General features: G+C 61.0%; 27 protein-coding genes and 1 pseudogene. 17 read left to right on the forward strand and 11 right to left on the reverse strand.

Going from position 1 to position 24,616, the window contains the following annotated elements:
• Window positions 1-7: 7 nt before the first annotated feature.
• A complete protein-coding gene (locus BN1133_RS00785) occupies window positions 8-967 on the reverse strand; it encodes a DNA replication terminus site-binding protein (protein WP_050664658.1) in 960 nt (319 codons plus the stop codon).
• Window positions 968-1,256: 289 nt separating this feature from the next.
• Here BN1133_RS00785 and BN1133_RS00790 point away from each other — a divergent pair, with 289 nt between their 5' ends.
• The 6 genes from BN1133_RS00790 to BN1133_RS00815 all read left to right on the forward strand — a co-directional run bounded on the left by BN1133_RS00790 (window position 1,257) and on the right by BN1133_RS00815 (window position 6,398).
• Window positions 1,257-1,466, forward strand: a complete 210-nt coding sequence (locus BN1133_RS00790) for a DUF1127 domain-containing protein (RefSeq protein WP_050664659.1) — start codon at window positions 1,257-1,259, stop codon at window positions 1,464-1,466.
• Between the two features lie 113 nt (window positions 1,467-1,579).
• Window positions 1,580-2,590 carry a succinylglutamate desuccinylase gene (gene astE, locus BN1133_RS00795; RefSeq protein ID WP_050664660.1) on the forward strand — a complete coding sequence of 337 codons (1,011 nt, stop codon included), beginning with the start codon at window positions 1,580-1,582 and terminating at the stop codon, window positions 2,588-2,590.
• A gap of 234 nt (window positions 2,591-2,824) precedes the next feature.
• Window positions 2,825-3,913: a pyruvate dehydrogenase (acetyl-transferring) E1 component subunit alpha gene (gene pdhA, locus BN1133_RS00800; protein WP_050664661.1), complete on the forward strand. Its 1,089-nt coding sequence runs from the start codon at window positions 2,825-2,827 to the stop codon at window positions 3,911-3,913.
• Entirely contained in the window at window positions 3,906-4,889 is a 984-nt protein-coding gene (locus BN1133_RS00805; protein WP_050664662.1) for an alpha-ketoacid dehydrogenase subunit beta, read from the forward strand. Before pdhA ends, BN1133_RS00805 begins: the two co-directional genes overlap by 8 nt.
• Window positions 4,886-5,986, forward strand: coding sequence for a dihydrolipoamide acetyltransferase family protein (locus tag BN1133_RS00810; protein ID WP_050664663.1), 1,101 nt, complete (start codon window positions 4,886-4,888; stop codon window positions 5,984-5,986). The genes BN1133_RS00805 and BN1133_RS00810 overlap by 4 nt, the downstream gene beginning before the upstream one ends.
• A gap of 202 nt (window positions 5,987-6,188) precedes the next feature.
• Window positions 6,189-6,398, forward strand: coding sequence for a cold-shock protein (locus tag BN1133_RS00815; RefSeq protein ID WP_005302803.1), 210 nt, complete (start codon window positions 6,189-6,191; stop codon window positions 6,396-6,398).
• Window positions 6,399-6,505: 107 nt separating this feature from the next.
• Here the strand turns inward: BN1133_RS00815 and BN1133_RS00820 are convergent, their stop codons facing one another.
• The gene (locus BN1133_RS00820; RefSeq protein ID WP_050664664.1) at window positions 6,506-6,754 is read right to left on the reverse strand and encodes a TIGR02647 family protein; all 249 of its coding nucleotides are present in this window, start codon (window positions 6,752-6,754) and stop codon (window positions 6,506-6,508) included.
• Window positions 6,755-6,933: 179 nt separating this feature from the next.
• On the opposite strand from BN1133_RS00820, the gene BN1133_RS00825 reads away from it, so the two are divergent.
• A complete protein-coding gene (locus BN1133_RS00825) occupies window positions 6,934-7,491 on the forward strand; it encodes a hypothetical protein (protein WP_050664665.1) in 558 nt (185 codons plus the stop codon).
• A gap of 69 nt (window positions 7,492-7,560) precedes the next feature.
• Window positions 7,561-7,956 carry a DUF2750 domain-containing protein gene (locus BN1133_RS00830; protein WP_050664666.1) on the forward strand — a complete coding sequence of 132 codons (396 nt, stop codon included), beginning with the start codon at window positions 7,561-7,563 and terminating at the stop codon, window positions 7,954-7,956.
• A 49-nt stretch (window positions 7,957-8,005) separates the two neighbouring features.
• Here BN1133_RS00830 and BN1133_RS00835 read toward each other — a convergent pair.
• The 4 genes and pseudogenes from BN1133_RS00835 to BN1133_RS00850 all read right to left on the reverse strand — a co-directional run bounded on the left by BN1133_RS00835 (window position 8,006) and on the right by BN1133_RS00850 (window position 14,043).
• A pseudogene (locus BN1133_RS00835) lies at window positions 8,006-9,825 on the reverse strand (extracellular solute-binding protein).
• A 70-nt stretch (window positions 9,826-9,895) separates the two neighbouring features.
• Window positions 9,896-10,639 carry a DeoR/GlpR family DNA-binding transcription regulator gene (locus tag BN1133_RS00840; protein WP_050664667.1) on the reverse strand — a complete coding sequence of 248 codons (744 nt, stop codon included), beginning with the start codon at window positions 10,637-10,639 and terminating at the stop codon, window positions 9,896-9,898.
• A gap of 70 nt (window positions 10,640-10,709) precedes the next feature.
• Window positions 10,710-13,142 (reverse strand): formate C-acetyltransferase/glycerol dehydratase family glycyl radical enzyme, encoded by a 2,433-nt coding sequence (locus tag BN1133_RS00845; protein ID WP_050664668.1) that lies wholly within the window; start codon window positions 13,140-13,142, stop codon window positions 10,710-10,712.
• A 4-nt stretch (window positions 13,143-13,146) separates the two neighbouring features.
• Window positions 13,147-14,043, reverse strand: a complete 897-nt coding sequence (locus BN1133_RS00850) for a glycyl-radical enzyme activating protein (protein ID WP_050664669.1) — start codon at window positions 14,041-14,043, stop codon at window positions 13,147-13,149.
• A 123-nt stretch (window positions 14,044-14,166) separates the two neighbouring features.
• Here BN1133_RS00850 and fsa point away from each other — a divergent pair, with 123 nt between their 5' ends.
• A complete protein-coding gene (fsa, locus tag BN1133_RS00855) occupies window positions 14,167-14,820 on the forward strand; it encodes a fructose-6-phosphate aldolase (RefSeq protein ID WP_050664670.1) in 654 nt (217 codons plus the stop codon).
• A gap of 80 nt (window positions 14,821-14,900) precedes the next feature.
• Entirely contained in the window at window positions 14,901-15,086 is a 186-nt protein-coding gene (locus tag BN1133_RS00860; protein ID WP_050664671.1) for a hypothetical protein, read from the forward strand.
• Window positions 15,087-15,088: 2 nt separating this feature from the next.
• Here the strand turns inward: BN1133_RS00860 and BN1133_RS00865 are convergent, their stop codons facing one another.
• Window positions 15,089-16,264, reverse strand: coding sequence for an HD-GYP domain-containing protein (locus tag BN1133_RS00865; protein WP_050664672.1), 1,176 nt, complete (start codon window positions 16,262-16,264; stop codon window positions 15,089-15,091).
• Between the two features lie 155 nt (window positions 16,265-16,419).
• Here BN1133_RS00865 and rsuA point away from each other — a divergent pair, with 155 nt between their 5' ends.
• Window positions 16,420-17,112: a 16S rRNA pseudouridine(516) synthase RsuA gene (rsuA, locus tag BN1133_RS00870; RefSeq protein WP_050664673.1), complete on the forward strand. Its 693-nt coding sequence runs from the start codon at window positions 16,420-16,422 to the stop codon at window positions 17,110-17,112.
• 35 nt (window positions 17,113-17,147) lie between these two features.
• Here rsuA and BN1133_RS00875 read toward each other — a convergent pair whose 3' ends face one another.
• A complete protein-coding gene (locus BN1133_RS00875) occupies window positions 17,148-18,038 on the reverse strand; it encodes a DMT family transporter (RefSeq protein ID WP_050664674.1) in 891 nt (296 codons plus the stop codon).
• A 166-nt stretch (window positions 18,039-18,204) separates the two neighbouring features.
• Here BN1133_RS00875 and BN1133_RS00880 point away from each other — a divergent pair, with 166 nt between their 5' ends.
• Window positions 18,205-19,782, forward strand: a complete 1,578-nt coding sequence (locus BN1133_RS00880) for a peptide ABC transporter substrate-binding protein (RefSeq protein ID WP_231686219.1) — start codon at window positions 18,205-18,207, stop codon at window positions 19,780-19,782.
• A gap of 10 nt (window positions 19,783-19,792) precedes the next feature.
• Window positions 19,793-20,335: a phosphodiesterase gene (yfcE, locus tag BN1133_RS00885; protein WP_050664718.1), complete on the forward strand. Its 543-nt coding sequence runs from the start codon at window positions 19,793-19,795 to the stop codon at window positions 20,333-20,335.
• 3 nt (window positions 20,336-20,338) lie between these two features.
• On the opposite strand, the gene flgN is transcribed toward yfcE, so the two are convergent.
• From flgN to flgA, 3 genes are all read right to left on the reverse strand, one after another.
• Window positions 20,339-20,755, reverse strand: coding sequence for a flagellar protein FlgN (flgN, locus tag BN1133_RS00890; RefSeq protein ID WP_050664676.1), 417 nt, complete (start codon window positions 20,753-20,755; stop codon window positions 20,339-20,341).
• A complete protein-coding gene (gene flgM, locus BN1133_RS00895) occupies window positions 20,752-21,075 on the reverse strand; it encodes a flagellar biosynthesis anti-sigma factor FlgM (protein ID WP_050664677.1) in 324 nt (107 codons plus the stop codon). The genes flgN and flgM overlap by 4 nt, the downstream gene beginning before the upstream one ends.
• 71 nt (window positions 21,076-21,146) lie before the next feature.
• The gene (gene flgA, locus BN1133_RS00900) at window positions 21,147-21,755 is read right to left on the reverse strand and encodes a flagellar basal body P-ring formation chaperone FlgA (protein WP_050664719.1); all 609 of its coding nucleotides are present in this window, start codon (window positions 21,753-21,755) and stop codon (window positions 21,147-21,149) included.
• Window positions 21,756-21,981: 226 nt separating this feature from the next.
• Between flgA and BN1133_RS00905 the strand changes: the two genes are divergently transcribed.
• From BN1133_RS00905 to flgC, 4 genes are read left to right on the forward strand one after another with little or no spacing between them, the layout of a single operon-like run.
• Complete coding sequence (locus BN1133_RS00905; RefSeq protein WP_050664678.1) at window positions 21,982-22,893, forward strand: chemotaxis protein CheV; 912 nt, start codon at window positions 21,982-21,984, stop codon at window positions 22,891-22,893.
• Window positions 22,894-22,912: 19 nt separating this feature from the next.
• Window positions 22,913-23,737 carry a CheR family methyltransferase gene (locus tag BN1133_RS00910; protein ID WP_050664679.1) on the forward strand — a complete coding sequence of 275 codons (825 nt, stop codon included), beginning with the start codon at window positions 22,913-22,915 and terminating at the stop codon, window positions 23,735-23,737.
• 60 nt (window positions 23,738-23,797) lie between these two features.
• Window positions 23,798-24,196, forward strand: a complete 399-nt coding sequence (gene flgB, locus BN1133_RS00915) for a flagellar basal body rod protein FlgB (RefSeq protein WP_050664680.1) — start codon at window positions 23,798-23,800, stop codon at window positions 24,194-24,196.
• Window positions 24,196-24,615, forward strand: coding sequence for a flagellar basal body rod protein FlgC (gene flgC / locus BN1133_RS00920; protein WP_050664681.1), 420 nt, complete (start codon window positions 24,196-24,198; stop codon window positions 24,613-24,615). The genes flgB and flgC overlap by 1 nt, the downstream gene beginning before the upstream one ends.
• Window position 24,616: the final 1 nt, after the last annotated feature.

Here is a 24,616-nt window from a genome sequence, read left to right on the forward strand (position 1 = left end):
CGCCTATTCACTTCTCCGGGAGCGGCTCGTCGCGCACATAGAGGTGCAGTCGCTCTATCAGCAGCCGCTCAGCCCCGCGTCGGTCGTTGCGGGGCTGGCGTGGCTTGTTGGGGTAGTGTCCCAGCGGCTTGGCCTTGAGGGGGGCGTCACTGCAGACGATGAGTGGCAGGCTCGCCTTGACCTGCTGCTTGGCGCTCTCCCTGTCACCCCAACGCAGGTTGGCCATGGGGTGGGTCTTGACCGGACGACGAATGCGCAGCTCGGCCCCCGGGGGGAGGCGCTTTACATCCACTATCTCCCGCTCGACCCGTCCTATCCACTCCTCCTTGCCGATGATGGCCGGCACATATCCCTTGCTGCGCTCGAGCATGGCGATCACCTCCTGACGACCCAGCTTGCGGATAGCCTGCTTGTCGGCCCAGGTAAAACCGATGGTGAGCAGTTCACCACAGTAGAGCGGTAACTGGCGATAGACCTGCAGGGTGATGGTGCCCGGCAGCGCCTGATGGACCAGCTGAAACTTGTCATCCCGCTCTCCCGCCTGCTGCACTTCCTCCTGAAACAACCCCTTGAGGCAGTTGATCCGCTCGATAAGCGGTGCCAGGGTGACGGCCGCCGCGGCCGGGTAGTGGAGCAGGCCCGGCAGCCGCAAGGTGGACTTGGTGGAGCAGCCCGGACGCAGGGTATGCTCGCCAAAGGCGGCGATGGCGGCCGCCCTGGCCTCTTCTCCCTCCAGGGTGGCCACTTCGATGCGCACGATGGGATCTTCTTCTCCCCCCTCCGGTACCGGAGGAAGCGGGTGTACCCTGGCCATTTTCAAGGGGGCCTGGGTAAGCGCCTGGCCGAGCTCGACCAGAGTGCCCTCCAGCTCGTGCATCAGGTGGCGCAGACGGGCGACGGGGGTAAAGGTGACGGGCAGATTGACCGCCTCACCTGTTAAAAAAAGATCGTTTTCGTTTCTTTTCATTAACATATCTCTGTGGCGCCGCACTCGTGCCGGGAGGGCCGACAGGGAGGGCGGTGCATGCTTCCTGTCATCGAATGCATAGTTAACCACCTAGGTGCCAGCATAAAATGCTGACAGGGTCGTCCTGGCGGCATTGAATAATTAAAGTTCTTTTATATCAATTAATTGCACCCATTTCGAGGGGTGTCATTTTCATTAGTTTTACTAATGAATTGTATTAAAATTCGTCAATTGAGACAGATGAGCCCCTCTCCTAGACTTTGCCGCAACAACACCGAGGAGAATCATCATGGCTGACATCACCTATATCGAAGCCGGTTACGAGCACAAGGGCGAGCAGTCCGTGGTCGCCCGCATCAAACACACCCTGCTGACCTGGCTCGAGCGCAGCCGCAGTCGCCGCCAGCTGGCCGAAATGCCGGAATACCTGCTGCGTGACATCGGCCTGTGCGAGTCCGATCGTTATCAGGAGAGCACCAAGCCGTTCTGGCGTGGTTGATGGTCGGGGCACGGATGCCTCGTCGTTTCATTACTGTTTGATATTCTTGAATAAGTTGTGATGCCTCTGCGCCTGGCCCTATAATCGGCCAAGTTGCGTACAGTGAGGTAAGCATGATCCCCGATCACGACTTTCTGGCCCTGAGCCGCGCCAATGAGTGGCAGCTCGAGCCCTTCTCCTTCTCCCTGCCCCATGGTGACCGCGTCGAAGTGTGGGACACGGGAGTGCTCTGCCTCGAGCCAGCCTCCCCGGGCGCCAAGGCTCTGATCCTCTCCAGCGGCATCCACGGTAACGAGACGGCCCCCATCGAGATCTGCAACGATCTGCTGCGGCGCCTCCTCTCGGGTGAGCTGCGTGCTCGCCACCGAACCCTCTTTCTCTTTGGTAATCCGGCGGCGATGAACCTCGGGGTGCGTGAGGTGGAAGAGAACATGAACCGCCTCTTCTCGGGCGCCCACAGCCGGGGACCGGGTCTGTGCAACCGTGAGCGGATGCGCGCCAAACGCCTCGAGCAATATGTGGCCCGCTTCTACGAAGGGGCAGGGGAGGTGCGTTGCCACTACGATCTGCACACCGCCATCCGGGGCTCCCGTCACGAAAAGTTTGCCGTCTACCCCTTCCTCGGGGAGGGCCGCGAGTACAGCCAGGAGCAGGTGCGTTTCCTCGGTGCCTGCGGTGTGCGTACCTTTCTTCTCTCCGAGAGTCCCACTACCACCTTCAGCTACTTCAGCACGCGGGAATTTGGGGCCCATGGATTCACCGTCGAGCTGGGCAAGGTGCGCCCCTTCGGGGAGAACGACATGACCCGCTTTATCGAGGCCAAGTTGGCCCTCGAGGCGCTGGTGACCCGTGACCAGGTTCCCCTCGAACCCTGGCGTGCCGACGATTTTCTCTTCTTTCGTATCAGCCGGGTCATTAACAAACGCAGCGAGGCGTTTCGTTTTCTGTTTGCCGACGATGTGGAGAACTTTACCGAGTTCCCCCGCGGTTTTCTGCTGGCCGAGGATGGCGAGTTGCGCCACCAGGTCGAGGCCGAGCGTGAGGCGGTGGTCTTCCCCAACGCCAAGGTAGCGGTGGGCCAGCGTACCGTATTGATGGTGGTGCCGACCCGGCTGTGGCCATAAGCCTTCCCTTGTCGAGCGCCTGAGGGCGCTCTTTTTATGGGCGTGTCCCGGGCTTAAGTCGCACCATTTGCGGTATTGACGTGCCAAGATTGATAAAAATTCATTAACTTCACTTTTTTTAAGAACTTTCTACTGGTCTTACCTGGTCGAATCCCTTTGCTTTGTTGTTAACAAGGTATTTACATTCAAGGGGTCATCAGAATCGGTGACGATTTGAACGGCAAGGAGCCAGTTATGACCCATGTCGAGATACCCCTCCTGCGTTACCTCGATGAGGAGGGGCGCCCGGTGGCCGATCTGCCCACCTGGCTGGACAAGGCGTTGGCGCACACCTTCTACCGCAACATGGTGGCGGTGCGCAGCTATGACAAGAAAGCGATCGCTCTGCAGCGAACCGGCAAACTCGGTACCTTCCCCTCCCACCTGGGGGCGGAAGCGGTCGGGATTGGGGTCGGTCTCGCCATGGGGGAGCAGGATGTCTATGTTCCCTACTACCGTGACATGCCCACCCTCTATGTGCGCGGGGTGGGGATGGAGAAGAACCTGCAGTACTGGGGGGGGGATGAGCGTGGCAGCTATTTCACCAAGCGCGACGGTACGCCCTCCGAAGACCTGCCCATCTGTGTTCCCATCGCGACCCAGATCACCCACGCCTGTGGGGTGGCCTCTGCCTTCAAGTTAAGGGGAGAACCCAGGGTCGCCGTGGTCACCATAGGGGATGGGGGGACCTCCAAGGGGGACTTCCTCGAAGGGCTCAATTGTGCCGGTGTCTGGCACCTGCCCATGGTCATCATCATCAACAACAACCAGTGGGCTATCTCGGTGCCACGCAAGCTGCAATCGGCCGCGCCCACTCTTGCCCAGAAGGGGATCGGGGCCGGTGTGCACAGCCTGCAGGTGGACGGCAACGACGTGGTGGCCGTCTATGATGCGGTCAAACGGGCACTGGAGCGGGCCCGTACCGGCAAGGGACCGACCCTGATCGAGGCCATCAGCTATCGCCTCGGGGATCACACCACCGCCGACGACGCCACCCGCTATCGGGATGCCCAGGATGTTGAGGCCGCCTGGAACAAGGAGCCGGTCAAGCGGCTGCGCCAGTTCATGGCCGAGCGGGGCTGGTGGAACGAAGAGGCGGAGCAGGCCCTGCTGGCCGAGGCCGGTGCCGAAGTAGAGCAGGCTGTCGCCCGCTACGAGGCGCTGCAGGCCCAGCCGCCCGAGGCCATGCTCGACTACCACTACGCCGAGCTGCCGGCCGAGCTGCTGCCACAGCGTGAGCGCATTATTGCCAAGGCCATGCGGATGGAGGCGGGTCATGAGTGAGGTGAGTCTTCTCGAGGCCATCAACATGGCCCTGCATCACGAGATGGAGCATGACCCGGATGTGGTGGTGCTGGGTGAGGATGTGGGGGTCAATGGCGGGGTCTTTCGCGCTACCGTCGGTCTTCGCGACAAGTTCGGCTTCAAACGGGTTATCGACACCCCGCTGGCCGAGGGGTTGATCGCCGGGGTGGCGGTCGGCATGGCCACCCAGGGGCTCAAGCCCGTGGCCGAGTTTCAGTTCCAGGGCTTCATCTTTCCGGGCATGGAGCAGATCATCTGCCAGGCGGCGCGCATGCGCAACCGCACCCGCGGACGCCTGAGCTGCCCCATCGTCTATCGCTCTCCCTACGGGGCCGGCATCCATTCGCCGGAGCACCACAGCGAGAGCATCGAGGCCCTGTTTGCCCACATCCCCGGGCTGCGGGTGGTGATCCCGTCGAGCCCAAGACGGGCCTATGGCCTGCTCCTGTCTGCTATTCGCTGCCCGGATCCCGTGCTCTTCTTCGAGCCCGACCGCATCTATCGTTCGGTCAAGTCACGGGTGGAGGATGACGGAGCCGGTTTGCCGCTGGATGTCTGTTATACCTTGCGCCCGGGGCGTGACATCACGGTCGTGGGATGGGGGGCCTGCCTGCAGGAGATCCAGCGTGCCGCCACCGTGCTGGCCGAGCAGGATATCCAGTGCGAGGTGATCGATCTGGCCACCATCAAGCCGCTGGACATGGCTACCATCCTCGCCTCGGTGCGCAAGACCGGGCGCCTGCTGGTGGTGCACGAGGCATGCGGCAGCTTCGGCGTGGGGGCCGAGATCGTCGCCCGGGTCTGTGAAGAGGCCGCGACCGTCCTCAAGGCCCCCCCCAAGCGCCTGACCGGGGTGGATGCCGCCGTGCCCTACTATCGCAATGAAGCCTATTACCTCATCGACGAGCAGGACATCGTCGATGCGGCGCGCAATCTCATGGAGAGCTGGACATGAAATTCTTCAAGTTACCGGATCTGGGGGAAGGGCTGGCCGAAGCCGAGATCGTCGAGTGGAAAGTCAAGGCCGGGGAACGGGTCGAGGTGGATCAGGTGCTGCTCTCGGTCGAGACGGCCAAGGCGCTGGTAGATGTGCCCTCACCGGTGAGCGGCGTCATCGCCAACCTCTGTGCAAATGAGGGTGACATACTGCACATTGGTGCCCCTCTGGTCGAGTTTGAGGGGGGGGAAGACGATGGCACCGTGGTTGGCAAGGTGCACGGTAGTAGCCAGGTGCTGGAGGATCACTTCGTGGTCGGTGCCGTGGCTGCCGGTGGCAGCCTGACCCAGGCCATGCCGGCGGTGCGCCGGCTCGCCTTGCAGCTGGGGGTCGATGTGGAGCACCTCAAGGGCAGCGGCCCGGCAGGCCTGGTCACCGAGGCGGATGTACAGCAGGCGTTCGAGGCCCAGGGGGGAAGCCACAACGAGATCCTCAAGGGTGCGCGCCGGGCCATGGCCAAGGCGATGACCCTTTCCCATCAGAGTGTGGTTCCCGTCACCATCACCGATGAGGTGGACTTGCGCGCCTGGCGCAGCGACGAGGATGTCACAGTGCGTCTCATCAGGGGGATCGGGGTGGCATGCCGCGCCGAGCCGTCGATGAATGCCTGGTTCGACGGTGAGACCCTGACCCGCCGCCTGTTTGATGAGGTGAACGTCGCCATTGCCGTCGACTCCCGACACGGTCTCTATGTGCCCGTGATGGAGAACGTGGCCGATCGCGCCGGCGCGGATCTGCGCGGTGGGCTCGATCGCATGATTGCGGACGTGAAGGCGCGCGCCGTGCCGCGAGAGATGTTGCAGGGAGCGACCATCACCCTCACCAACTTCGGTGCCATCGCCGGTCGCTACGCCAGCCCCATCGTGACGCCACCCCAGGTGACCATAGTCGGTGCCGGCAAGTTGTTTGAGAAGGTGGTGTTCGTCAACGGTGAGGCGCGCCCGGTGCGAGCGTTACCCCTTTCGGTCACCTTCGATCACCGTGCTTGCACCGGTGGCGAAGCGGCCCGTTTCCTGCGTGCGCTGGTCAATGCGCTCGAGTCGGCAAACGGTTAAATACTGCCCCGCATTTAAGCGGGGCAGAATTCGTTTGCTAATTGGCCAAGGCCACGTATAATCAACCGAGCTTGAAAAAGGCGTCATTTATGTCAATGAGTTCGATGTTCTGCATCTCTTCCTGTTGTTCATAAGTCACTCCCGTTTCGAAGCTTTGTCCGCCGAAAGGCACGAGTTATTTTTGAATACAGGTTTAAAAGATATGTCTAACATGATCACCGGTACCGTTAAGTTCTTCAACGAAACCAAGGGCTTCGGCTTCATCCAGCAAGAAAACGGCCCGGACGTGTTCGTACACTTCAGCGCCATCCAAGGCAACGGTTTCCGTACCCTGGCTGAAGGCCAGCGTGTACAGTTCTCCGTGACCCAAGGCCAGAAAGGCCCGCAGGCTGAGAACGTAACTGCTCTGTAATTGCACAGAATTTAAAAAAGCCGCTGCCTGGCAGCGGCTTTTTGTTTGTCCTCTTTCGGGGGGAAAGAGAGAGGGGGTCGCATTGCGACCCCCTCTTTTATTCGTTTTCAGGCCCCTTTCAAGGCGGCCAGCAGATGCTGAAGGTGTTCGAGTTGGGTGCGGCCGAAGGGGGTGAGATAGCCGCCATCGGGAGAGGCGATCAGGCCACGATCGTAGAGTCGGCGCGCCGCATCATGCAGTCCCTGGGGGCTCTCCTTGTGCAGTTTGACCCCTTGATCCAGATTGGCCGGGTCGTAGCAGGCGAGCACTTTGAGCTCATCGACCAGTTCGTGGGAGATGTGATTAATGCCAAGCATGGCGTTACTCCTTAAATGGGATCCTGTGGGCACCTTAGCACCCCGAGCGCGGGTGGAATGAGGGCTGCCTCAAACTATTGCAGATGTCCGGTGCGATCGCTGCTTTATTGACCCGTCGCGGGCCGGGTGTGCGGGCTTTCATGCTATGATGCCCCCCTCGACGAATTCCGGAGTTTTCCATGCCTCGTATCGTGCTGGTTTCCCTCTTGCATCAGCTCTCCCCCCGTTTTCCCCACTACGCCAATTCGCGGCTGATCAAGCAGCTGGACATTCATGGCGGCCGCCTCTGGCTTCCCCCCCTCGGGAGCGCCGATGTGAGGGCGTTGCGCCAGGGGGCCGGTGCGCGCACGGTGAACGAACTACCGGATCTCAAGGGGGGGTGGAGCTCCGTTACCCCGGTGGCCAAGAGCCGGGACGAGGGAGTGGTGGCGCTCGCCCAGTACGATGAGGAGCTGCTCGGTAACCTCGACATCTATTGGCAGTCACCGGAGAAGATCAATCGCCCCATCACCGACAACCTGTTCGAGCTGCGTCGTGAGCTGGTGGATGAGGCCATGCCCATGCTGAAGAAGGGGTGGCAGCTGGGGCTCGAGGCCCGTCTCAAAGGGATTCTGAGCGCGGCTCGGGGCGGCGAGGATCAGTTGGTGTTTGCCGAGGTGGAGTGTGCTTACTGGTTGCGCAGCCGTCTCTGTGAAGAGGCTGGCATCGAGCTGGTATGGCCCGAGATCGCCGGCTGATCTGGACAAGGGGACGGGGTCGTGTGACCATAGCGCCCCGATTTTCTCCCCCTTAAACGGATGGCCACCATGAGCTACACCCTGACCGATACCGAGCGCAATGCGGCGCTCAGCCTCAACGCCGACTATCGCTACGATCACTTCATCACCAAGCTGGTGGAGCACGGTGAGCTCTACGTGCTGACCGATGAGCACGGCGTCATGATGCTGACCACCGAGGATGAGGACTGCATTCCGGTGTGGCCGCACCCCGAATACGCCGAGGCGTGGGCCGACGGCGAATGGGCGGATTGCAAGCCCCAGGCCATCACCCTCAAGGTGTGGATGGATCGCTGGATCGCCGGCATGGAAGAGGACGAGCTGTGCGTGGCCGTGTTCCCGACCGTCGATCAGGAAGGGATCGTGGTCGAGCCGGGCGAAGTGGCCGATGCCATCGAGAAGAAGCTGGCCAAGCGCACCAAGTAAGCGTCACCGCCCATCAAATGCCCCGCATCGCGGGGCTTTTTTGTGCTCGTCACTTGTCGAGGCGATAGGTCTCGTCGACCCGGGTGACTGGCTCGAAGGCTCTGCCCTCCTTGATGGCGGCACGGGTCTCCTCCTTGACTCTGGGGTCGATCCAGAACAGCCCCCCGTAACTATATCCTGAGCTGGCGCCGTCAAGGGGCCAGTAGAGAGTATCGGATTGGGGCGTACCCGGGACCTTGGGCAGGCGTACCCAGCGCCAGGCTCCCTCTCGGGTGTAGGGTACCTGATAGGCGGGCACGAAGCTGGCAAGCTCATAGAGGCGTGCCTGGATCTGGCGGGAGAGCTCGGCCTTCCTGGCAAAGTCGAACTCCTTGTCGTAGCGCTCCACCAGGGCCGTCATGGTCTCGTCGTCGATATTCATGATGTTGTTGGTCTGGCTCTGGTGGGCATTCACCTTGTGGAAGAACTCCCAATAGGCCGGATAGCGGCTACCCGACCAGGCCATCCAGGCACTCTGGTGCTTCTTCTCGCGCATCGCCTTGAAGCCGGCGGAGGCATCCATCAGGTTGAGTTCGATGCCGAGCCCGGCCTTCTTGGCCTCTTCCCGCAGCAGGGTCAGGCGCTGGGTGTGCTCGCCGGTGGTGTAGGTGACGGTGAGAGTCAGCGGTGTGCCGGCGGCGTTGCGCAGTATGCCGTCTGGCCCCGGCTGGTCGAAGCCTGCCTTGGCAAACTCGGCGCGCGCCAGCTTGGGATCGAACGGGCGGGCCCTGAGGTCTGTGTTGGTGAAAAGGCCCTGGCCACTGCCGTAGCTGTTGAGGCGCTGGTAGTCGCCGCGCAGCAGCTGATTCAACATCTTGTCGACATTGAGGGCGTAGTGGATGCCGGTGCGTACATGGATATTGCCCAGCAGGGGATCGTCATTGTTGAGGTAGAGTCCCATGGGGGATTGGGGAGTCTGGTTATAGAGCCAGGTGCGCTCTATGTACCCCTTCCTGAACTCGGCAGTCTTGCTCTTGTCGTGCCACCAGGCCGGGATCACCATGGTGAAGGTATCGATATCCCCGCGCAGAAAGTGCTGCCAGGCGATGTTGATGTCGCGCAGCACCAACACCCGCACCTGATCGACATTGAAGCGGTGCTGGAAGTAGCGCTCATTCTGCCCCCACCAGTTTTTCACCTTGCTGAAGGTGATCGATTTTCCCTTCTTCACCTCGCTGATGCGATAGGCACCGCTCACCGGCAGCACGGTCCAGTTGGTCTTCTTCACCCAATCCGGGGTGAGGGTGATGGCATGGCTCGGCTCCGGCGAGAAGGGGAGTGAGTCGAGCAGATCTTCGCGGCTCTTCTCGGTGCCGCTGGTGATGGAGAGGGTGCGATCGTCAAACTTGGTCACGTCCACTATCTGGGTCGAGTAGTAGTTGTTGTACCAGGGGTCACCAATCTCCTTGCCGCGCAGCATCTTCAGGGTAAACAGGAAGTCGTCGGCGGTGATGGGCTCGCCGTCGGACCAGGTCGCCTTGGGGTTGATGCGAAAATACATGGTCTTGTGATCGCTGCCAAATGCCCACTGGCTGGCGATCATCGGTATCGGTTTGCCGCTGACGGGATGGCTCGCCAGCAGTGGCAGCCGACTGTCGCGCAGGAAGGCGGCGAAGCCGCCGTTGGCATCCGGTCCATAGTTACGAAAGGTCAGGGGAAAGCTGGTCATGAAGGTGGTGAAGACCCGCCCGGGATGGCGGCCGGATCGGCGAAGGTGGTGTCGTTGTCGTTAGTCTCCCAGACCAGATCGGGGGGGAGGGTGGCGCTCCAGCCGAGGCTGGCCCAGCAGAGGGCCAGAGCGGCAGTCAAACGGGGAAGAGAGAGAGGCATATCCATTGCTCACTGGTGAAAACGAGTCCCCATGATGAGCAGTCGACGGGCCCCGGTCAATCAAGCTGACTCAGGCGGTGACCAGAGAGAGGATGGTGCCCTGCGCCGCGAGTTCATGACGCATGGCCTGGGGGAGGGCATCGTCGGTGACCACTCTGGCGATGGGACCTGCATCGAGGCGGTATGGCTGGATCGCCCCAAATTTGCTGCTGTCGGTGATAACGATGTTCTCGACCCCCTTGGCCAGAACGGCATTGACCACTTCACAGCGCATGGCGTCGCGGCTGGTGAAACCACTCTCTCGTTGAAACCCGTCCACGCCGACGAAGGCCCTGGCGAAGTGCACCTGCTCGATGCAGACCCGGGTGAGGGGGCCGACCACGCTCTCGCTTTCATGCTGATAGAGGCCGCCGAGCAGGATCACCTGGGCGTCCGTCTCCTTGAGCAGGTGGGCGATATAGCTGCTTACCGTGATGATGGTGACCCGCTTGCGCCTGGCCAGATGGCGGGCCAGCAGGGCGTTGGCGCTCCCCCCTTCGATAAAGACGGTTTCTCCCTCTTCCACCAGCTGAGCCGCGCGTTCGGCGAGGCGTTCCTTGAGGGGGTAGTTGATGCTGATGCGGGCGTCCAGGGCATCGGTCTCGGTTGCGACGGCAAAGCCGTGTACCCGCCTGAGCAGGCCCAGCTTCTCGAGGGCATTGAGATCGCCCCGTATGGTTACCTCAGAGACGCCGGTATGGCGTGCCAATTCGGCCACGCTCATCTTGCGGGCCTGATGGACCAGGGTGAGGATCTGTTGATGGCGTGGATTCATAGGGTCACTCGGTTTAGGGCTCCCATACCGTCATGGCGGCCGTGGCCGCCATGAAGACCCGAACTTGGGTCTAGAGGGTATGCTCGGTGCGGGCGATGATATCATCCTGCGCCTCGGGCGATAAGGCGGTAAAGAAGGCCGAGTAGCCGGCCACCCGCACCACCAGATCCCGATAGCGATCCGGATCTGCCTTGGCCGCCAGCAGGGTGTCTCGCGAGACGATGTTGTATTGCACGTGCCACCCCCGGTGCACCTCGAAGAAGGTGCGCAGTAGCGCCATCAGCTTCTGTTTGTCGGTCTCATGGGCCAGGCTGGCGGGGCTCAGCTTCTGGTTGAGCAGCACGCCACCGAGGATGGCGCCGGTCGGCAGCTTGCCCACCGAGTTGAACACCGCCGTCGGCCCCAGTCGGTCAGAACCTGACGCAGGGCTCGCCCCCTCGGCCAGGGGAGTGCCGGCGTGACGCCCGTCCGGGGTGGCGGGGGTGGCGGCACCGAAGGGCACGTTGGCCGAGATGGAGGAGGTGCCGGCATAGTAGGTGCCGCCGATCGGGCCACGTCCGAAGCGGGTGTTGTGCAGCCCCGCCAGCTCATCCAGGTAGCTATGGTAGGCGCGCACCAGCAGGGGGTCGACCCCGTCGTCGTCGTTGCCGTACTTGGGGGCCCCGTGTTGCAGTCGCTGGCGCAGCAGCTCTCCGTCGGGGCCGGCAAAGTCCTGCTCGAGGGCGGTGGCGAGGGCCTGCTGGCTCACGCTCTCCTGCTCGAACACCAGGCGCCGGATTGCCGCCAGGCTGTTGCCGAGATTGGCGATCCCCACCTGCAGCCCCGATACCCAGTCGTAGACGGCGCCCCCCTGCTTGATGGTTTTGCCCCGCTCGATGCAGTCGTCCACCAGGGTCGAGCAGAGGATGTCGTGGGCCTGCTGCTCGAGCACGGTGTCGACCACACAGTCGATTTCCACCGACTTGCGGGCGAAGTAGCGCACCTGGCGATCCCAGCTTGCCATCACCTCGTCAAACGAGGCGAAGCTCCCCTCACTCAGGCGCCGCGCCTCGGGCAAGAAGACCCGCTTGGTATTGGCATCGCGTCCACCATCCAGGGCCGCGAGCAGGATGCGGGCGAAGTTGATAAAACTCATGCCGGTGCAGCGATAGCCCCACCTGCCCGGCACCGCCGTCTCGATGCAGCCGATGGCCGCATAGTGGTGGGCATCCTCTTCACTCACCCCGAGACGAATAAACTCCGGGATCACCCGCTCGTCGTTGTTGAAGGCCGGCATGCCGAAGCCACAGCGGATCACCTGCAGGCAGGCCTCCAGGAAGTCGTCGCTCATGCCGGCGTGGTAGCGCACCGAGAGGTTGGGCTGGGTCGAACGCAGCCGGCCGCAGGACTCGAGGATGGCGTAGGAGAGGCCATTGACGGCATCAAGGGCCTGCCCATTGACCCAGTTCTGGCCGCCGATGGTGACGTTTTGGTAAAGGGGGCTGCCGGCGGAGGCCTTGGAGTGGGAGCCGGAGCGGATCTTGTTGACCTCGAGCAGCTTGAGCCAGCAACTCTGCAGCAGCTCCAGGGCGTGCTCCCGGGGGAGGGTCTTACCGAGCTCAACCTCGCGGCGGTACCAGGGGTAGAGGTATTGATCCATGCGGCCGAAGGAGACCGAGTGTCCGTTGGACTCTATCTGTAGCAGCAACTGGATGAAGTAACAGAGCTGCAGCGCCTGCCAGAAGGTTTCGGGAGGGCGGTGGGCAATGTGGGCGCAGTTGGCGGCGATCTGGCGCAGCTCGCCCTGTCGCCAGGGGCGCGTCTCGGTGCTGGCCATCTCGGCGGCGAGGCGGGCGTAGCGTTTTATCTGCTCGCTCACCGCCGTCAGGGTAATGGCCACCGCCTGCAAGAACTGCTCGCGTTCGAGATCGCCCTGATCGCTTAAATCCAGCCGGGTGCGGCGCGCGGCGACCTTGTCGGCGAGACCATCGACTCCCAGAGTGAGCAGGGTCGGGTAGTCGACCGCCAGGTGGGCATCCCCCGAGGTCATGTTGCCCTCGGCCTTGATGATGCCGCTCTCCAGCAGCGCTTTTTGCTCGTCGGTGAAGATGCCGAGGCAGCGATCCTGTACGGTGCGGCCACGCCAGAAGGGGATGAGGGCGTGGATCGTCAGCTTGTCCGCCTCGCTCACGGCGAAACCGGCGCCGGGACGGTCGGCCAACTCGTCGATCTCCTTTTCAATCCAGCCCACCGTGTATTCGGGAAAGAGCGGCGCGGCGCGCACCTGGCTTGCCTGGTTACCGACGATGAGCTCATCGTGGTCGATCCACAGGGTTCGCTCGCGCAGGTGGTGGGCCAGGGCCAGGGCTCGGCGCACCGGCAACGGGCGTGCGGCGTGGGTCTGGTAGGCCTCGGTATAGTGGCGGGCGCGCTCGGTGCAGAGCGGCGGGCGAGTGATGTGGACGAGGCGCGCCTTGTGGGTACGAATGCGGTCACTGAGGGTGGTGAGATCGAGCTGGGTCATGGTCTTATCCTCGCAAGACAGGGGTGAGGTGGTGGCGTTTGGCCTCGGCCTCGGCGAAGGCAAGCAGGGCCGGATCATCGAGGGGGGTGAGCGGGGCCTGGTAGGGGAGGCCGAGCTGGGCGTACTTGCCCATGCCCAGGATGTGGTAGGGGAGAAAGTGGATCTCGCGTACCGTGCCGAGCCGGGCTGCGGCGGCGACGATGGCACTCACACTGGCACGGTCGGCATTGAAGCCCGGGATCAGGGGTACCCGGATCTGCATCGGCACCCCCTCGGCGGCCAGGCGTGCCAGGTTGTCGAGCACCCGGCTGGCATGGCCGCCGGTCCACTGGTGAAAAGCGGGCTCCTCTACGTGCTTGAGGTCGGCCAGCAGCAGATCCAGGTAAGGCAGACTGGGGGCAATGTGGGACCAGGGAATGTGCAGGCAGCTCTCTACCGCCGTGTGGATCCCCGCCTCCTTGCAGGCGGCGAGCAGGTCGCGGCAGAGGATATGCTGCAGGAAGGGTTCGCCTCCGGAGAGGGTGACGCCCCCGCCGCTGCGCTCGAAGAAGGGGCGGTCACGCAGCACCCTGGCCAGCAAGGTTGCCACCGGTTGACGCTCACCGCAGACGCGCAGCGCTTCGCTCGGACAGAGGCCACGCAGGCGCTCGGCTGCCTCCTGGCCGGGTCGAGTGAGTCTGCGTGGGCCCTCGCTGTCACGCACGATTGCCTCGGGGCAAGCGTCGGCGCAACGCCGACAGCCCTCGATGCAGCGTTCCGGCTCGAGTAGGATGTCGGGGCCGGGCGCGCGGCTCTCCGGGTTTTGACACCAGCGACAGGCGAGGGGGCACCCCTTGAAGAAGACGAGCGTACGGATCCCGGGGCCGTCGTGGGTCGAATAGCGTTGCAGGTCGAAGATCATGGGGCCTCCTTGTGTCTTTATCTTCATCTTTCGTTCGAAAGCTGACTTGATCTCGATCATTAAAATGTGCGATGCCTTGGGCCAAGATGTGCCCGGTTGTTTCGCTTCTGAAGGGAGAAAAAGATGGAGCTCTATCTCGATACTGCCGACCTGGCCGCCGTGCGCCGCTGGGCCCGCATCCTGCCGCTGGCCGGCGTTACGACCAACCCGTCCATCGTGGCGCGTGCCGGTTTGCCGCTGCGCGAGTTGCTGCCGGCCCTGCGCGATCTGCTGGGACCCAAGGCGCGACTGTTTGCCCAGGTGATGGGAAAAGGGGAGACAGAGATGGTGCGTGAGGCCTTTGCCTTGCGCGAGCTGGACCCGGACCTGGTCATCAAGGTGCCGGTGTGCGAGGAGGGACTGGCGGCGATCAAATGTCTGGCCGGCAATGGGGTGCCGACCCTGGGCACTGCCGTCTACACCCCGCAGCAGGGGTGGCTGGCGGCGCTGGCCGGCGCTCACTACGTCGCACCTTACGTCAATCGCCTCGACGCCCAGGGTGGGGATGGTCTCAAGACGGTCGATGAGCTGCAGCGCTTGCTGGCTCTGCACGTGCCGGGCAGCAAGGTGCTTGCCGCTTCGTTCAGAACGCCGCGTCAGGCTCTCGATTGCCTGCTGGTGGGGTGTCAGTCCATCACACTGCCGGTCGATGTGGCCGAACAACTGCTGGCCGTGCCGGCAGTGGAGGAGGCCATCGCCCGTTTCGATGCCGACTGGCGGGGAGCGTTTGGAGGCTGATCTCCCTTTGTGATACGCCCCTCGTCGGGGGGGCGTATCAACGGCTAATCTTGAGGAAGAGCAACCTCAAGGAGGCCGGTATGAGCGAGCATACTCTACTTCCCCATGGGGAAGACTTGCGACGGGCCGTGCGTTGGCTCAATGAACAGCACCGCTACGACGGGCATGCCATCGAGGAGGCGAGTCAGCGTTTCTGCCTCTCGCCTCTGGATGAGGAGTTTTTGTTGCAACACTGGCTGCAACCCGGCGCCGATGCCGGGCGCTGAGCTCAGGAGATAAATTTCTCGAGAGAGATGCCGTAGTCACGGGGCTCTACTACCGCCTCTATGGTCTCGGTCGAGCGGGTCAGATCGAGCAGTTTCACATCCAGATAGTGGCGCGCGGTAGCGTGGTAGATCACCTTGACCAGAGGCTTCAGGGGCTCTTCGTCGTTACGCTCCATGACGATGGCCAGCCTCTGGTTGGAGAGCAGAACCAGAGTACCGACCGGATAGACGCCCAGGCACTTGATAAACTTCTGTACCAGCTCGGTATCGAAGTGGGTTCCCGCTCCCTTGAGCAGGATGCGAAAAGCCTGGGTGGGCTGCATCCCTGCCTTGTAGACGCGATCCGCCGTCAAGGCATCGTAGACATCGACAATGCCGCTCATGCGGCTATGCAGTGACAGGGCTTCCCCCTTGAGCCCCAGCGGGTAACCGCTTCCATCCAGCCGCTCATGATGGTTGCCTGCCACCTCCAGCATGACGGGGGTGATCCCCGGTGTTTCACTCAAAATCTCGCGACTGTGTACCACGTGCTGGCGCATGATCGCGAACTCTTCGTCGGTCAGCTTGCCCGGCTTGTTGAGGATGGCGTCCGGAGTCATGATCTTGCCCACGTCGTGCAGCAGTCCACCCAGGGTCAGCTCCTGCAGGGTCGTGCGCTCAAGCCCGAGATAGCGCCCGAAGTTGGCCAGCAGGATGGCCACGTTCATGGAGTGCTCCATGAGATAGGCATCCTTGGCGCGGATGCGGGCGAGGCAGAGCATGGCATCCCCATGGGTGAACATGGTATCGACCATCTCCTCGGCCACTTGCGCAAGGGGGGCTATGTCGATGGGCTCCCCTTGTTTGAGCTGGCTGAGCAGCTTCACTTGCAGGGTGCGTGCCTCTTTGTAGAGACGCCGGATCCGCAGTGCCCCGGCCTCACGACTGCGCTCGTTGCGCTCGGTGGCGGCTTCGTTTTCTGCGGGAAGGGGGTTTTGCTCTTCCAGGCGACTGCGGGAGAGATCGACCGTGACCTCGAGAACCCCAGAGTTGATCAACGCCGTGATCTGATGGGGGGTGCGCACAAATCCTCTGCTGGAGATCGCCTTGCTACCACTTTGCCGGACGATTTCAACGACATACATGCCGGGACGCAGTGTGGAGACGGGAAGGGTAATGAGTGAATTCGCACGGGTCATGAATGGTGTCGCAGGTTGCGCCGTTAAGTGAGATCACTGTGAAGAAGTTTAACATGATGCGACTGGTAAACCGCATTTATCCATCGCTGGAGTTGTCGTGGTCACGCCGTATAATGTCGGACCTTTTATATAGCGACAGGATCACGGGGAAGCTGATGCGTCTCGATAAATTTATCTGTGATTGTTCAGATTTGACGCGCTCCCAGGCGGGCAAGGTCATTCGTCAGGGGGAGGTCAAGGTCGATGGCGAGGTGATCAAGCAGCCCGCCTTCCATATCGATGAGCAGAGTCTCATCGAGTTCGATGGCATCGAGCTTACCCTCTGCCTGCGTCAGCGCTACTTCATGCTGCACAAGCCCGAGGGCTATGTTTGCTCCAACGACGATCCGGATCACCCCACGGTTTTCTTCCTGATGGATGAACCCTCCATGGGCAAGTTGCACGTGGTGGGCCGACTCGACCTCGATACCACCGGGCTGGTGCTCATCACGGATGATGGCCAGTGGTCGCACCGCATCACCTCACCGCGCCACGAGTGTGCCAAGACCTATCACGTCTGGCTGGCCGATCCGATCGCGCCGGGAACTACCGAGCAGTTTGCACAAGGCATCCTGCTGCGCTCGGAGAAAGAGAAGACCCGTCCCGCCCGGCTCGAGATCCTTGGGGAGTGTGAGGCTCGCCTGACCATCCACGAAGGCAAGTACCACCAGGTCAAGCGGATGTTCGCCGCGGTCGGCAACAAGGTGGTCGGTCTGCACCGCGAACAGATCGGGGCGCTGCGTCTGGATGACGATCTGGCACCCGGCGAGTATCGTGAGCTGACGGCTGACGAGATTGCCGTCTTCTGATGGCCAGGGCCCCGCACTGCGGGGCCCTTTCGTATTCAGGTGCCGAGCACCAGGGCGATGCCGCCCGAGGTGAGCAGGGCGCCCAGCCAGGCGGGCAGAGCCGGCCGTTGACCGGTGTGCCACCAGAGCAGGGGCAGCAGTACCACCGGGGTGGTGGAGGAGAGGATGGAGACCATGCCCACGTCTCCATAGCGCAGGGCGACCAGGATCAGGGTCATACCCAGAGCCATGGCCAGAAAACCGTTGAGGCTGATAAGGCCGAGGATTTCCCGGTTGAGGGGGCGCAGCGGCATGGTCAATGGAATGCGTAGCCATCGTAGCAGGCTGTGGGCCATGAGGGCTGCCGACATCCGGGCCAGGGAGGCGGTAATGGGGTCTATGGTCGGATCGCTCATCACTGGCTTGGCGATGACGGCACTGCTGCTCTGGCACAGGGCCGCCAGCAGGCCGAGCCCGACGCCGGTCAGCAGAGAGCCGCGAACCGTCTCCCACTCATGGCCCTGACCGCGCCGCCCGAAGGTGATGGCGAGCCAGACGCCGCAGAGCACCAGCGCGGCTCCCCAAAGGCGAGGGCCGGCCAGTGTCTCGCTAAACAACCAGACCCCGAGCAGGGCCGAGAAGAGGGCGTGGCAGGAGAAGAGCAGACCGCTGCGGCGTGGCCCCAGGCGGTTCATGCAGGCAAACAGGGCTGTGTCGCCGATGAAGATGCCGATAAGGCCGGAGAGAGCCAGGGTGGGCCAGGCGCCGAGTGGCAGGCTCTGCCAGCCACCGGTTAGCAGGCTGCCAAACCCCAGCATCAGCGTCACCATCAACATGCGCCAGCGGCTGTAGGCGAACGCGCCCAGATGGCGGGCCGGCTTGACCGAGATGAGGGCGGCGATGGCCCACAGGGTGGCTGCTGCCAGGGCGCACCACTCGTAACCCATAAAAAAACTCCTGAAATATGCCCGAAGGACTCCCTCTTCGGCGCGAGCCCGCTACAATACGGCCCCGCCGTTGGTAGAACAAGCGCCATCGTGGTGGTTGATGGGATTCAGTGATGTGGTGAGAGGTAGTAAGGTGCGAATTTCCGGACTCTATGGCGTGGTATTGCTGGTGGCTGGCCAGTTGCTGGCGGCCGAGTCGGCGACAACACCCATCCCCCAACCGGAGCGGCAGGTTCTGGTCAGAGGGAATGGGGCAGAGCCGGATTCACTTGATCCGGCACAGATGCGCAGCGGCTTTGCCGCCGAGGCGATCCTGACGGATCTGTTCGAGGGGCTGGTGAGCGAGAGTGGCGAGGGGGGGATAGCGCCTGCTCAGGCCCTGCGTTGGGAGCAGAGTGACGATGGTCTGGTATGGCGTTTCTTCTTGCGACCCGGTTTGCGCTGGTCCAATGGAGAGCCCTTGGGGGCGTCGGACTTTGTCTATGCCTGGCGCCGTCTCATCGACCCGGCCACGGCCTCGGCGTCAGCTTCCCTGATGTTGGCGACAGGCATCAACAATGCGGCGGCCATTTATGGGGGGGCACTGGCACCGACGGATCTCGGCGTTGAGGCCGAGAGTGAGCAGGTGTTGCGGGTCACCCTGGAGCGACCCGTGCCTTATCTTTTGCATCTGCTGAGTCAGCGCGCGTTTGTGCCCCTTCCGGGCGCGGTGATCGGTCGTTTTGGCAGAGCCTGGACCCAGCCAGCCCACATGGTGAGCAACGGCGCTTACCGCCTGAGTGCCTGGATACCCAATGAACGGATCGAACTCACCCGTAACCCCCATTATTGGGATCCGGCCAGTGGTCGCATCGGGCAGGTGAACTATTTGCCCCTCTCTTCCCTCAACGAAGAGCGGCTGGGCTACGAGGCGGGCCGCATTCAAATGACGCACCGGGTGCAACCCGAGTATTACCAGCAGATCTTGCAAGCGGCCCCCGAGCGCCTCTGGCGGCTCCCCCTCTTTGGCACCTACCTCTACAGTTTCAACCTGCAGCGCCCCGAATTGGCCCGTATCGAGGTCCGGCGAGCGCTCTCCCTGGCCATCGACCGGGAGGTGCTGACCCAATACGTGACGGGGCAGGGGGAGCAGATCGCCTGGTCTCTGCTGCCGCCCATGCCGGGTTATGTGGCCGCCGCCAGAGAGGAGGCGGACTTGCCCCGTGCCGAGCGGCTCAGGCAGGCGGCAGCGCTGCTCAAGCGGGCAGGGATCGGGCCCGATCACCCCTTGCATCTCTCATTGACCTACAACCACTCTGAGCTTCAGAAAAAAATGGCGCTTGCCGTCGCCGCCATGTGGAAACCGCTGGGAGTCGAGCTGGCCTTGCGTGGCAGGGAGTGGGATGCCTATCAGGAGGCCAAGGATAGCGGGGACTTCACCATAGCCCGCTCCTTTGCCTTTGGTGATTATGTAGAGCCTTCGGCGCTGCTCAATCTCTTTCGCTGTGGTGATCCGCAAAACGAGAGCGGCTACTGTAACCCCGGCTACGATGCGTTGCTGGATCAGGCATCGAACACCCTGGATGAGGCCGGGCGGACCCGTCTCTATCAGGAGGCAGAGCGGCGCTTGCTGGCGGATCAGCCGATTATCCCCATCTATCACTATCACCAGATGCGGCTGGTGGATCCCGCCCTGCGGGGGCTGCCGACTCAAAATCTCAAGGGAGAGGTCGCCTCCAAGGATCTCTATTTCATCAAGCAGTGAGGTAATGATGATGAAGATTGCCCTGTTAGCCGACATACACGGTTGCTTGCCTGCACTGGCGCGCGTATTGGCCCATCTTGAGCGGCGGGCGCCGGACCATATTGTCCTGCTCGGCGACCTGCTCAATCATGGACCCCGCAACCCGGTTCCCGAGGGGTATCAGCCTGCTGCCGTGGCCGACCGCCTCAACGAGCGGGCCGGGCAGATGATCGCGGTGCGCGGTAACTGCGATTCCGAGGTCGATCAGATGTTGCTGCGTTTTCCCTGCACCGCCCCCTATAACCAGATGCTGGTAGACGGGCGGCGCTGGTTTGTGACCCACGGCCATCTCTATCGCCCCGATGAGGTTTCGTTGCCTGATGGCTCACTCTATATCAGTGGTCATACCCATGTTCCCCAATTGGAATCGCAAGGAACTCGAGTACGGCTCAATCCGGGATCGATCACCTTCCCCCGTGGGGAGTGGCCGGCCAGTTTCGGTTGGTATGAGGAGGGGAGAATGCAGATCCTCGAGGTCGCGTCGGGAGATGTTATCGCCGAGCTGGTGTTGTGAGGATCAGGCTTTGATACCGCGGGTACGAGTGCCCGCGTGGGTATTACCCTTGGCGTCGTAGGTGAGACTGCTGCGATCTTTGAGCTGGGTGAGCAAGCCTGCGAGACGGCGGTTGGCGGTGATGTTGAGCTCGAGCAGCTTGCCGTTGATGTCATTTTGTTCCTGACAGGCCTGTAGCTGCGTGGTCAAACTGTTGATCTCGTTCTGAAAACGGCTCAACACCGTCTTGATGTCGGGTTGTGCGGCAATCAGGTGGTCGATGGCCTGGATCTGGTTGGCCAGCTCCTGCTTGCGTTTGAGGAGATCGGGGAGAGAGAGCGCCTGACGCTGCTCGAGGAGGGCGTGTTCCTCTTTGAGCAGCGTCAGCATATCCGCAAGATGGGTACTTTGAAGCGTCAGCAGAGAAGGAAGGTCGTTCATCCGAGCAACTTGTCCAGTTGTCCCTCGAAGGAGGCCATCTTCTTGGCTACCCGCTGGCTGTCGACCTGATATTCACCCGAGGCGATTGCCTTCTTGAGGCTCTCGACACGGCTTTCGTTGCCACCGGCCCCGCTGGAGAGTGTCTTTTGCATCTGCTGTAATTGCTGTGCTTCGCTGGTCAGAGAGACCGAATCCTGGCGTGTTGCGCTGGTACGGCTATCGCTTGCAACGCCGTTTCCTGCCTTGTTGGCGGCAGACTGGCCAGTGCCGCTGCTTTGCAGGCGACTGTTAGCCAAGTTGTTGATGTTGTTGATAGCCATAATCTAATCCTTCGTCTGCTGAGTCTTGCTTACCCAGTATATCGGCGTTCGGCGAGCAACCTTTAGCAAAATTAATGCAGTACGATTACGGCCTGGCCGACGGCGATCACCTTGGCCTTGACCTCGCGACCTGAGTGAAGGTTGGTGACACGGATCATGTCTCCGAAGCTTCCATCTTGCAAGGCACTGACCATTGATTTTATTTGTAAATTTTCCGTTTGAGCAACCAGGGTGATCTGGTCGCCTTTACAGATGACACAGAGTTGGCTGGTCCGCACCGGTTGTCCCGGTCGCAGCTCTCGCTTGCTACGCGCCCCATAGAGGCGCTCCGGCTCGAGGGCGTAGTCACCGCGCAGCATCTGCTCATCCTGATAGGTGATGGTCAACTTGTCGGCGGTCAATAGCTCTCCCTTGCCGACCACTTCGGTGACGGTCACAAAGGGCTTCTGAACCGACACTCTGACGGGAAGGTAGAGATCCCACGTCGGCTGCTCTTCGCATTTCAGGTAGACCGTCGTGTTGCGGCGGATCGTCATGTTGCCGGGCAGGGTAACCGACAGATGCTCAATGCATTCGCTCAAGGGCAGCCGGTTATCGATGGGGCCAGCCTTGACATCAATCCTGGCAGTGGGGGCGCTCTCTATGTTGGCCAGCACGAAGCCTTCGGCCGCACTCTGCAGTCTGCTGATGGTGGATTCTGCCACCTGCGCCACGGCACAGGCCGGAATCAAGAGTAAGAACAAAAGCTTGCTAATCATTTGAAACAGCTGGCCGATAAAGAAATTGTTAACCCACATCAGATCAATTAACTATGCTTGCTCAAAGACGGGTAACTGAACTTTGACGCCAAGCAGTCTCAAATGCCCATGCATGAATGGTGCCAATGCTTTGTTAAGGGAGCTTCCTATGGCCAGTATTCTGGACTCGGTCAACCAGAGAACCCAGTTGGTGGGTCAGAACCGACTGGAGTTGCTGCTGTTTCGGCTTAATGGTCGTCAACGGTTCGGAATTAACGTCTTCAAGGTTCGCGAGGTACTGCAATGTCCGCCGCTCACCGTGATGCCAAAAATCCATCACTGTATTCGCGGTGTTGCGCACATTCGGGGCCAGACGATTTCGGTCATCGATCTCAGCATGGCCACCGGTGGCCGTCCCATTGCCGATCTGACCAAGTGTTTTATGATCATTGCCGAGTACAACCGGTCGGTGCAGGGTTTCCTGGTCAACTCGGTCGAACGCATCATCAATATGAATTGGGAATCTATCCTGCCTCCCCCCAAGGGGGCTGGACGTATCAACTACATGACAGCGGTCACTGAGGTCGATGGTGAGTTGGTCGAGATCCTTGACGTAGAAAAGATCCTCAACGAGATCTCTCCCATCTCCACCGATGTGAGCGAGGAGATCCGTGAGGCCAGTGCAGCCCTTCCCCCGGCAGATCGCCCCGTGTTGGTGGCCGATGATTCCTCGGTGGCTCGCAAACAGGTGCAACGGGCACTCGAGGCTATCGGTATGAAGTGCATCCTGGCCAAAGATGGTCGTGAGGCACTCGACATGCTGATCGACATGTCAAAGCAGGGCCCTATCAGGGATCAGATTGCGTTGGTGATCTCGGATATCGAGATGCCCGAGATGGACGGATATACCTTCACAGCAGAGATCCGTAACAATCCTGCGCTCAAGGATTTACATGTTATCCTGCACACTTCCCTCAGTGGTGTATTCAACCAGGCCATGGTGCAAAAGGTGGGGGCCAACGATTTTATCGCCAAGTTCCAGCCCGATGTATTGGCCAAAGCGGTCCAGAATGCACTCTAGACAAAGAAGAAAGAACTGAATGAAGACACTGTCAGATGATGTATACAAACAGTTCAGTGCCTTTCTGGAGAGCCAGAGCGGTATTGTACTGGGTGATAACAAACAGTATCTGGTCAAAAGTCGCCTCTCCCCCTTGTTGAGTCAGCACGGGGCTGCGAGTCTGGACGAGCTGATCACACGCTCCATGAACATTCGTGAGCGTGACCTGAAGATGGCGGTCGTTGATGCCATGACCACCAATGAAACCTTGTGGTTTCGTGATACTTACCCTTTCCAGCTGTTGACCGAGAAACTCTTTCCCGAACTGGGCAAGAGCGGGCGAGTGGTAAAAATCTGGTCTGCGGCATCATCCTCGGGCCAGGAGCCTTACTCTATCGCCATGACGGCCATTGAGCAGCAGATGAAAAAGCCGGGCACCCTGCCGGGCGGGGTACAGATCGTGGGCACCGATATCTCGGCCTCCATGCTCAATCAGTGCAAGGAGGGGATCTATGACAGCCTTGCTCTGGCACGTGGCCTCTCTCCCGAGCGCAAGAAGATGTTCTTCGAGCCTCACGGAGATAACAAGATGAGGGTGGTTGAGCGAGTCAGAAAATTGACATCTTTTCGCTACCTCAATCTGCTGGAGAGCTACAGCCTGCTCGGTAAGTTTGACATTATCTTCTGCAGAAATGTGCTTATCTATTTCTCACCCGAGGTCAAATCCAAGATCCTCAATCAGTTTGCAAGCAGCCTGAATCCGGGTGGCTATCTGATGCTTGGTGCATCCGAATCACTGGCAGGCCTGACCGATCGTTTCGAGATGGTGCGCTGCAATCCCGGCATCGTCTATAAAGTCAAATAATCCCTTCGTGTAGATCTTGGCATGCCTCTTGCTGCTCATTGAGCAAGCAGGAGGTGTGTCATGGCCATATCATTCGACAAGGCATTCGGAGTTCATCAATACACGCTGGGGATCCGTTCCCGACGTGCCGAGGTGATCGCCAGTAATATCGCCAATGCAGATACTCCGGGCTTCAAGGCTCGGGATCTCAACTTTGCAGATGCGCTCAAAGAGGCCAAGTCGGGTCAGGGCTTTGCACTCGCCACGACCAATGAGCGGCACATTCCCCTCTCGCTGGGGGGGGGCGCCGCACTTCAATATCGTTCGCCCCTGCAACCTGATACGGGTGATGGCAACACGGTGGATCTGCAGCAAGAACGTAGCGATTACATGCAAAACAGCCTCGAGTACCAGACTTCGCTGGAGTTTATGAACAGCAAGATCTCGGGTTTGCTCAAGGCCCTGAAGGGAGATCAGTGATGAGTCTGTTCAAGGTCTTTGATATCGCTGGCTCTGCCATGAGTGCCCAGTCGGTGCGTCTCAATACCGTGGCCAGCAATATGGCAAACGCCGATAGCGTGAGCTCCAGTGTTGACAAAACTTACCGCGCACGCCGGCCAGTTTTTGCCGCTCAGCTGGAGCAGGCCATGTCTGACAAACAGTCCTCCGTCGGGGTGGATATCAAGGGCATAGTGGAGAGTGATGCTCCCCTGCTCAAGGAGTTTAATCCCAATCATCCTCTGGCGGACAAAGACGGTTTTATTTACAAGCCCAACGTCAACATGGTGGAGGAGATGACCGATATGATCAGCGCCTCACGCAGTTATCAGACTAATGTGCAGGTGGCAGATGCGGCAAAGAAGATGCTGCAGCAGACCCTCAATATGGGCAAAGGCTGAG

Source organism: Aeromonas schubertii, assembly GCF_000820105.1.
Taxonomy (GTDB): Bacteria; Pseudomonadota; Gammaproteobacteria; order Enterobacterales; family Aeromonadaceae; genus Aeromonas; species Aeromonas schubertii.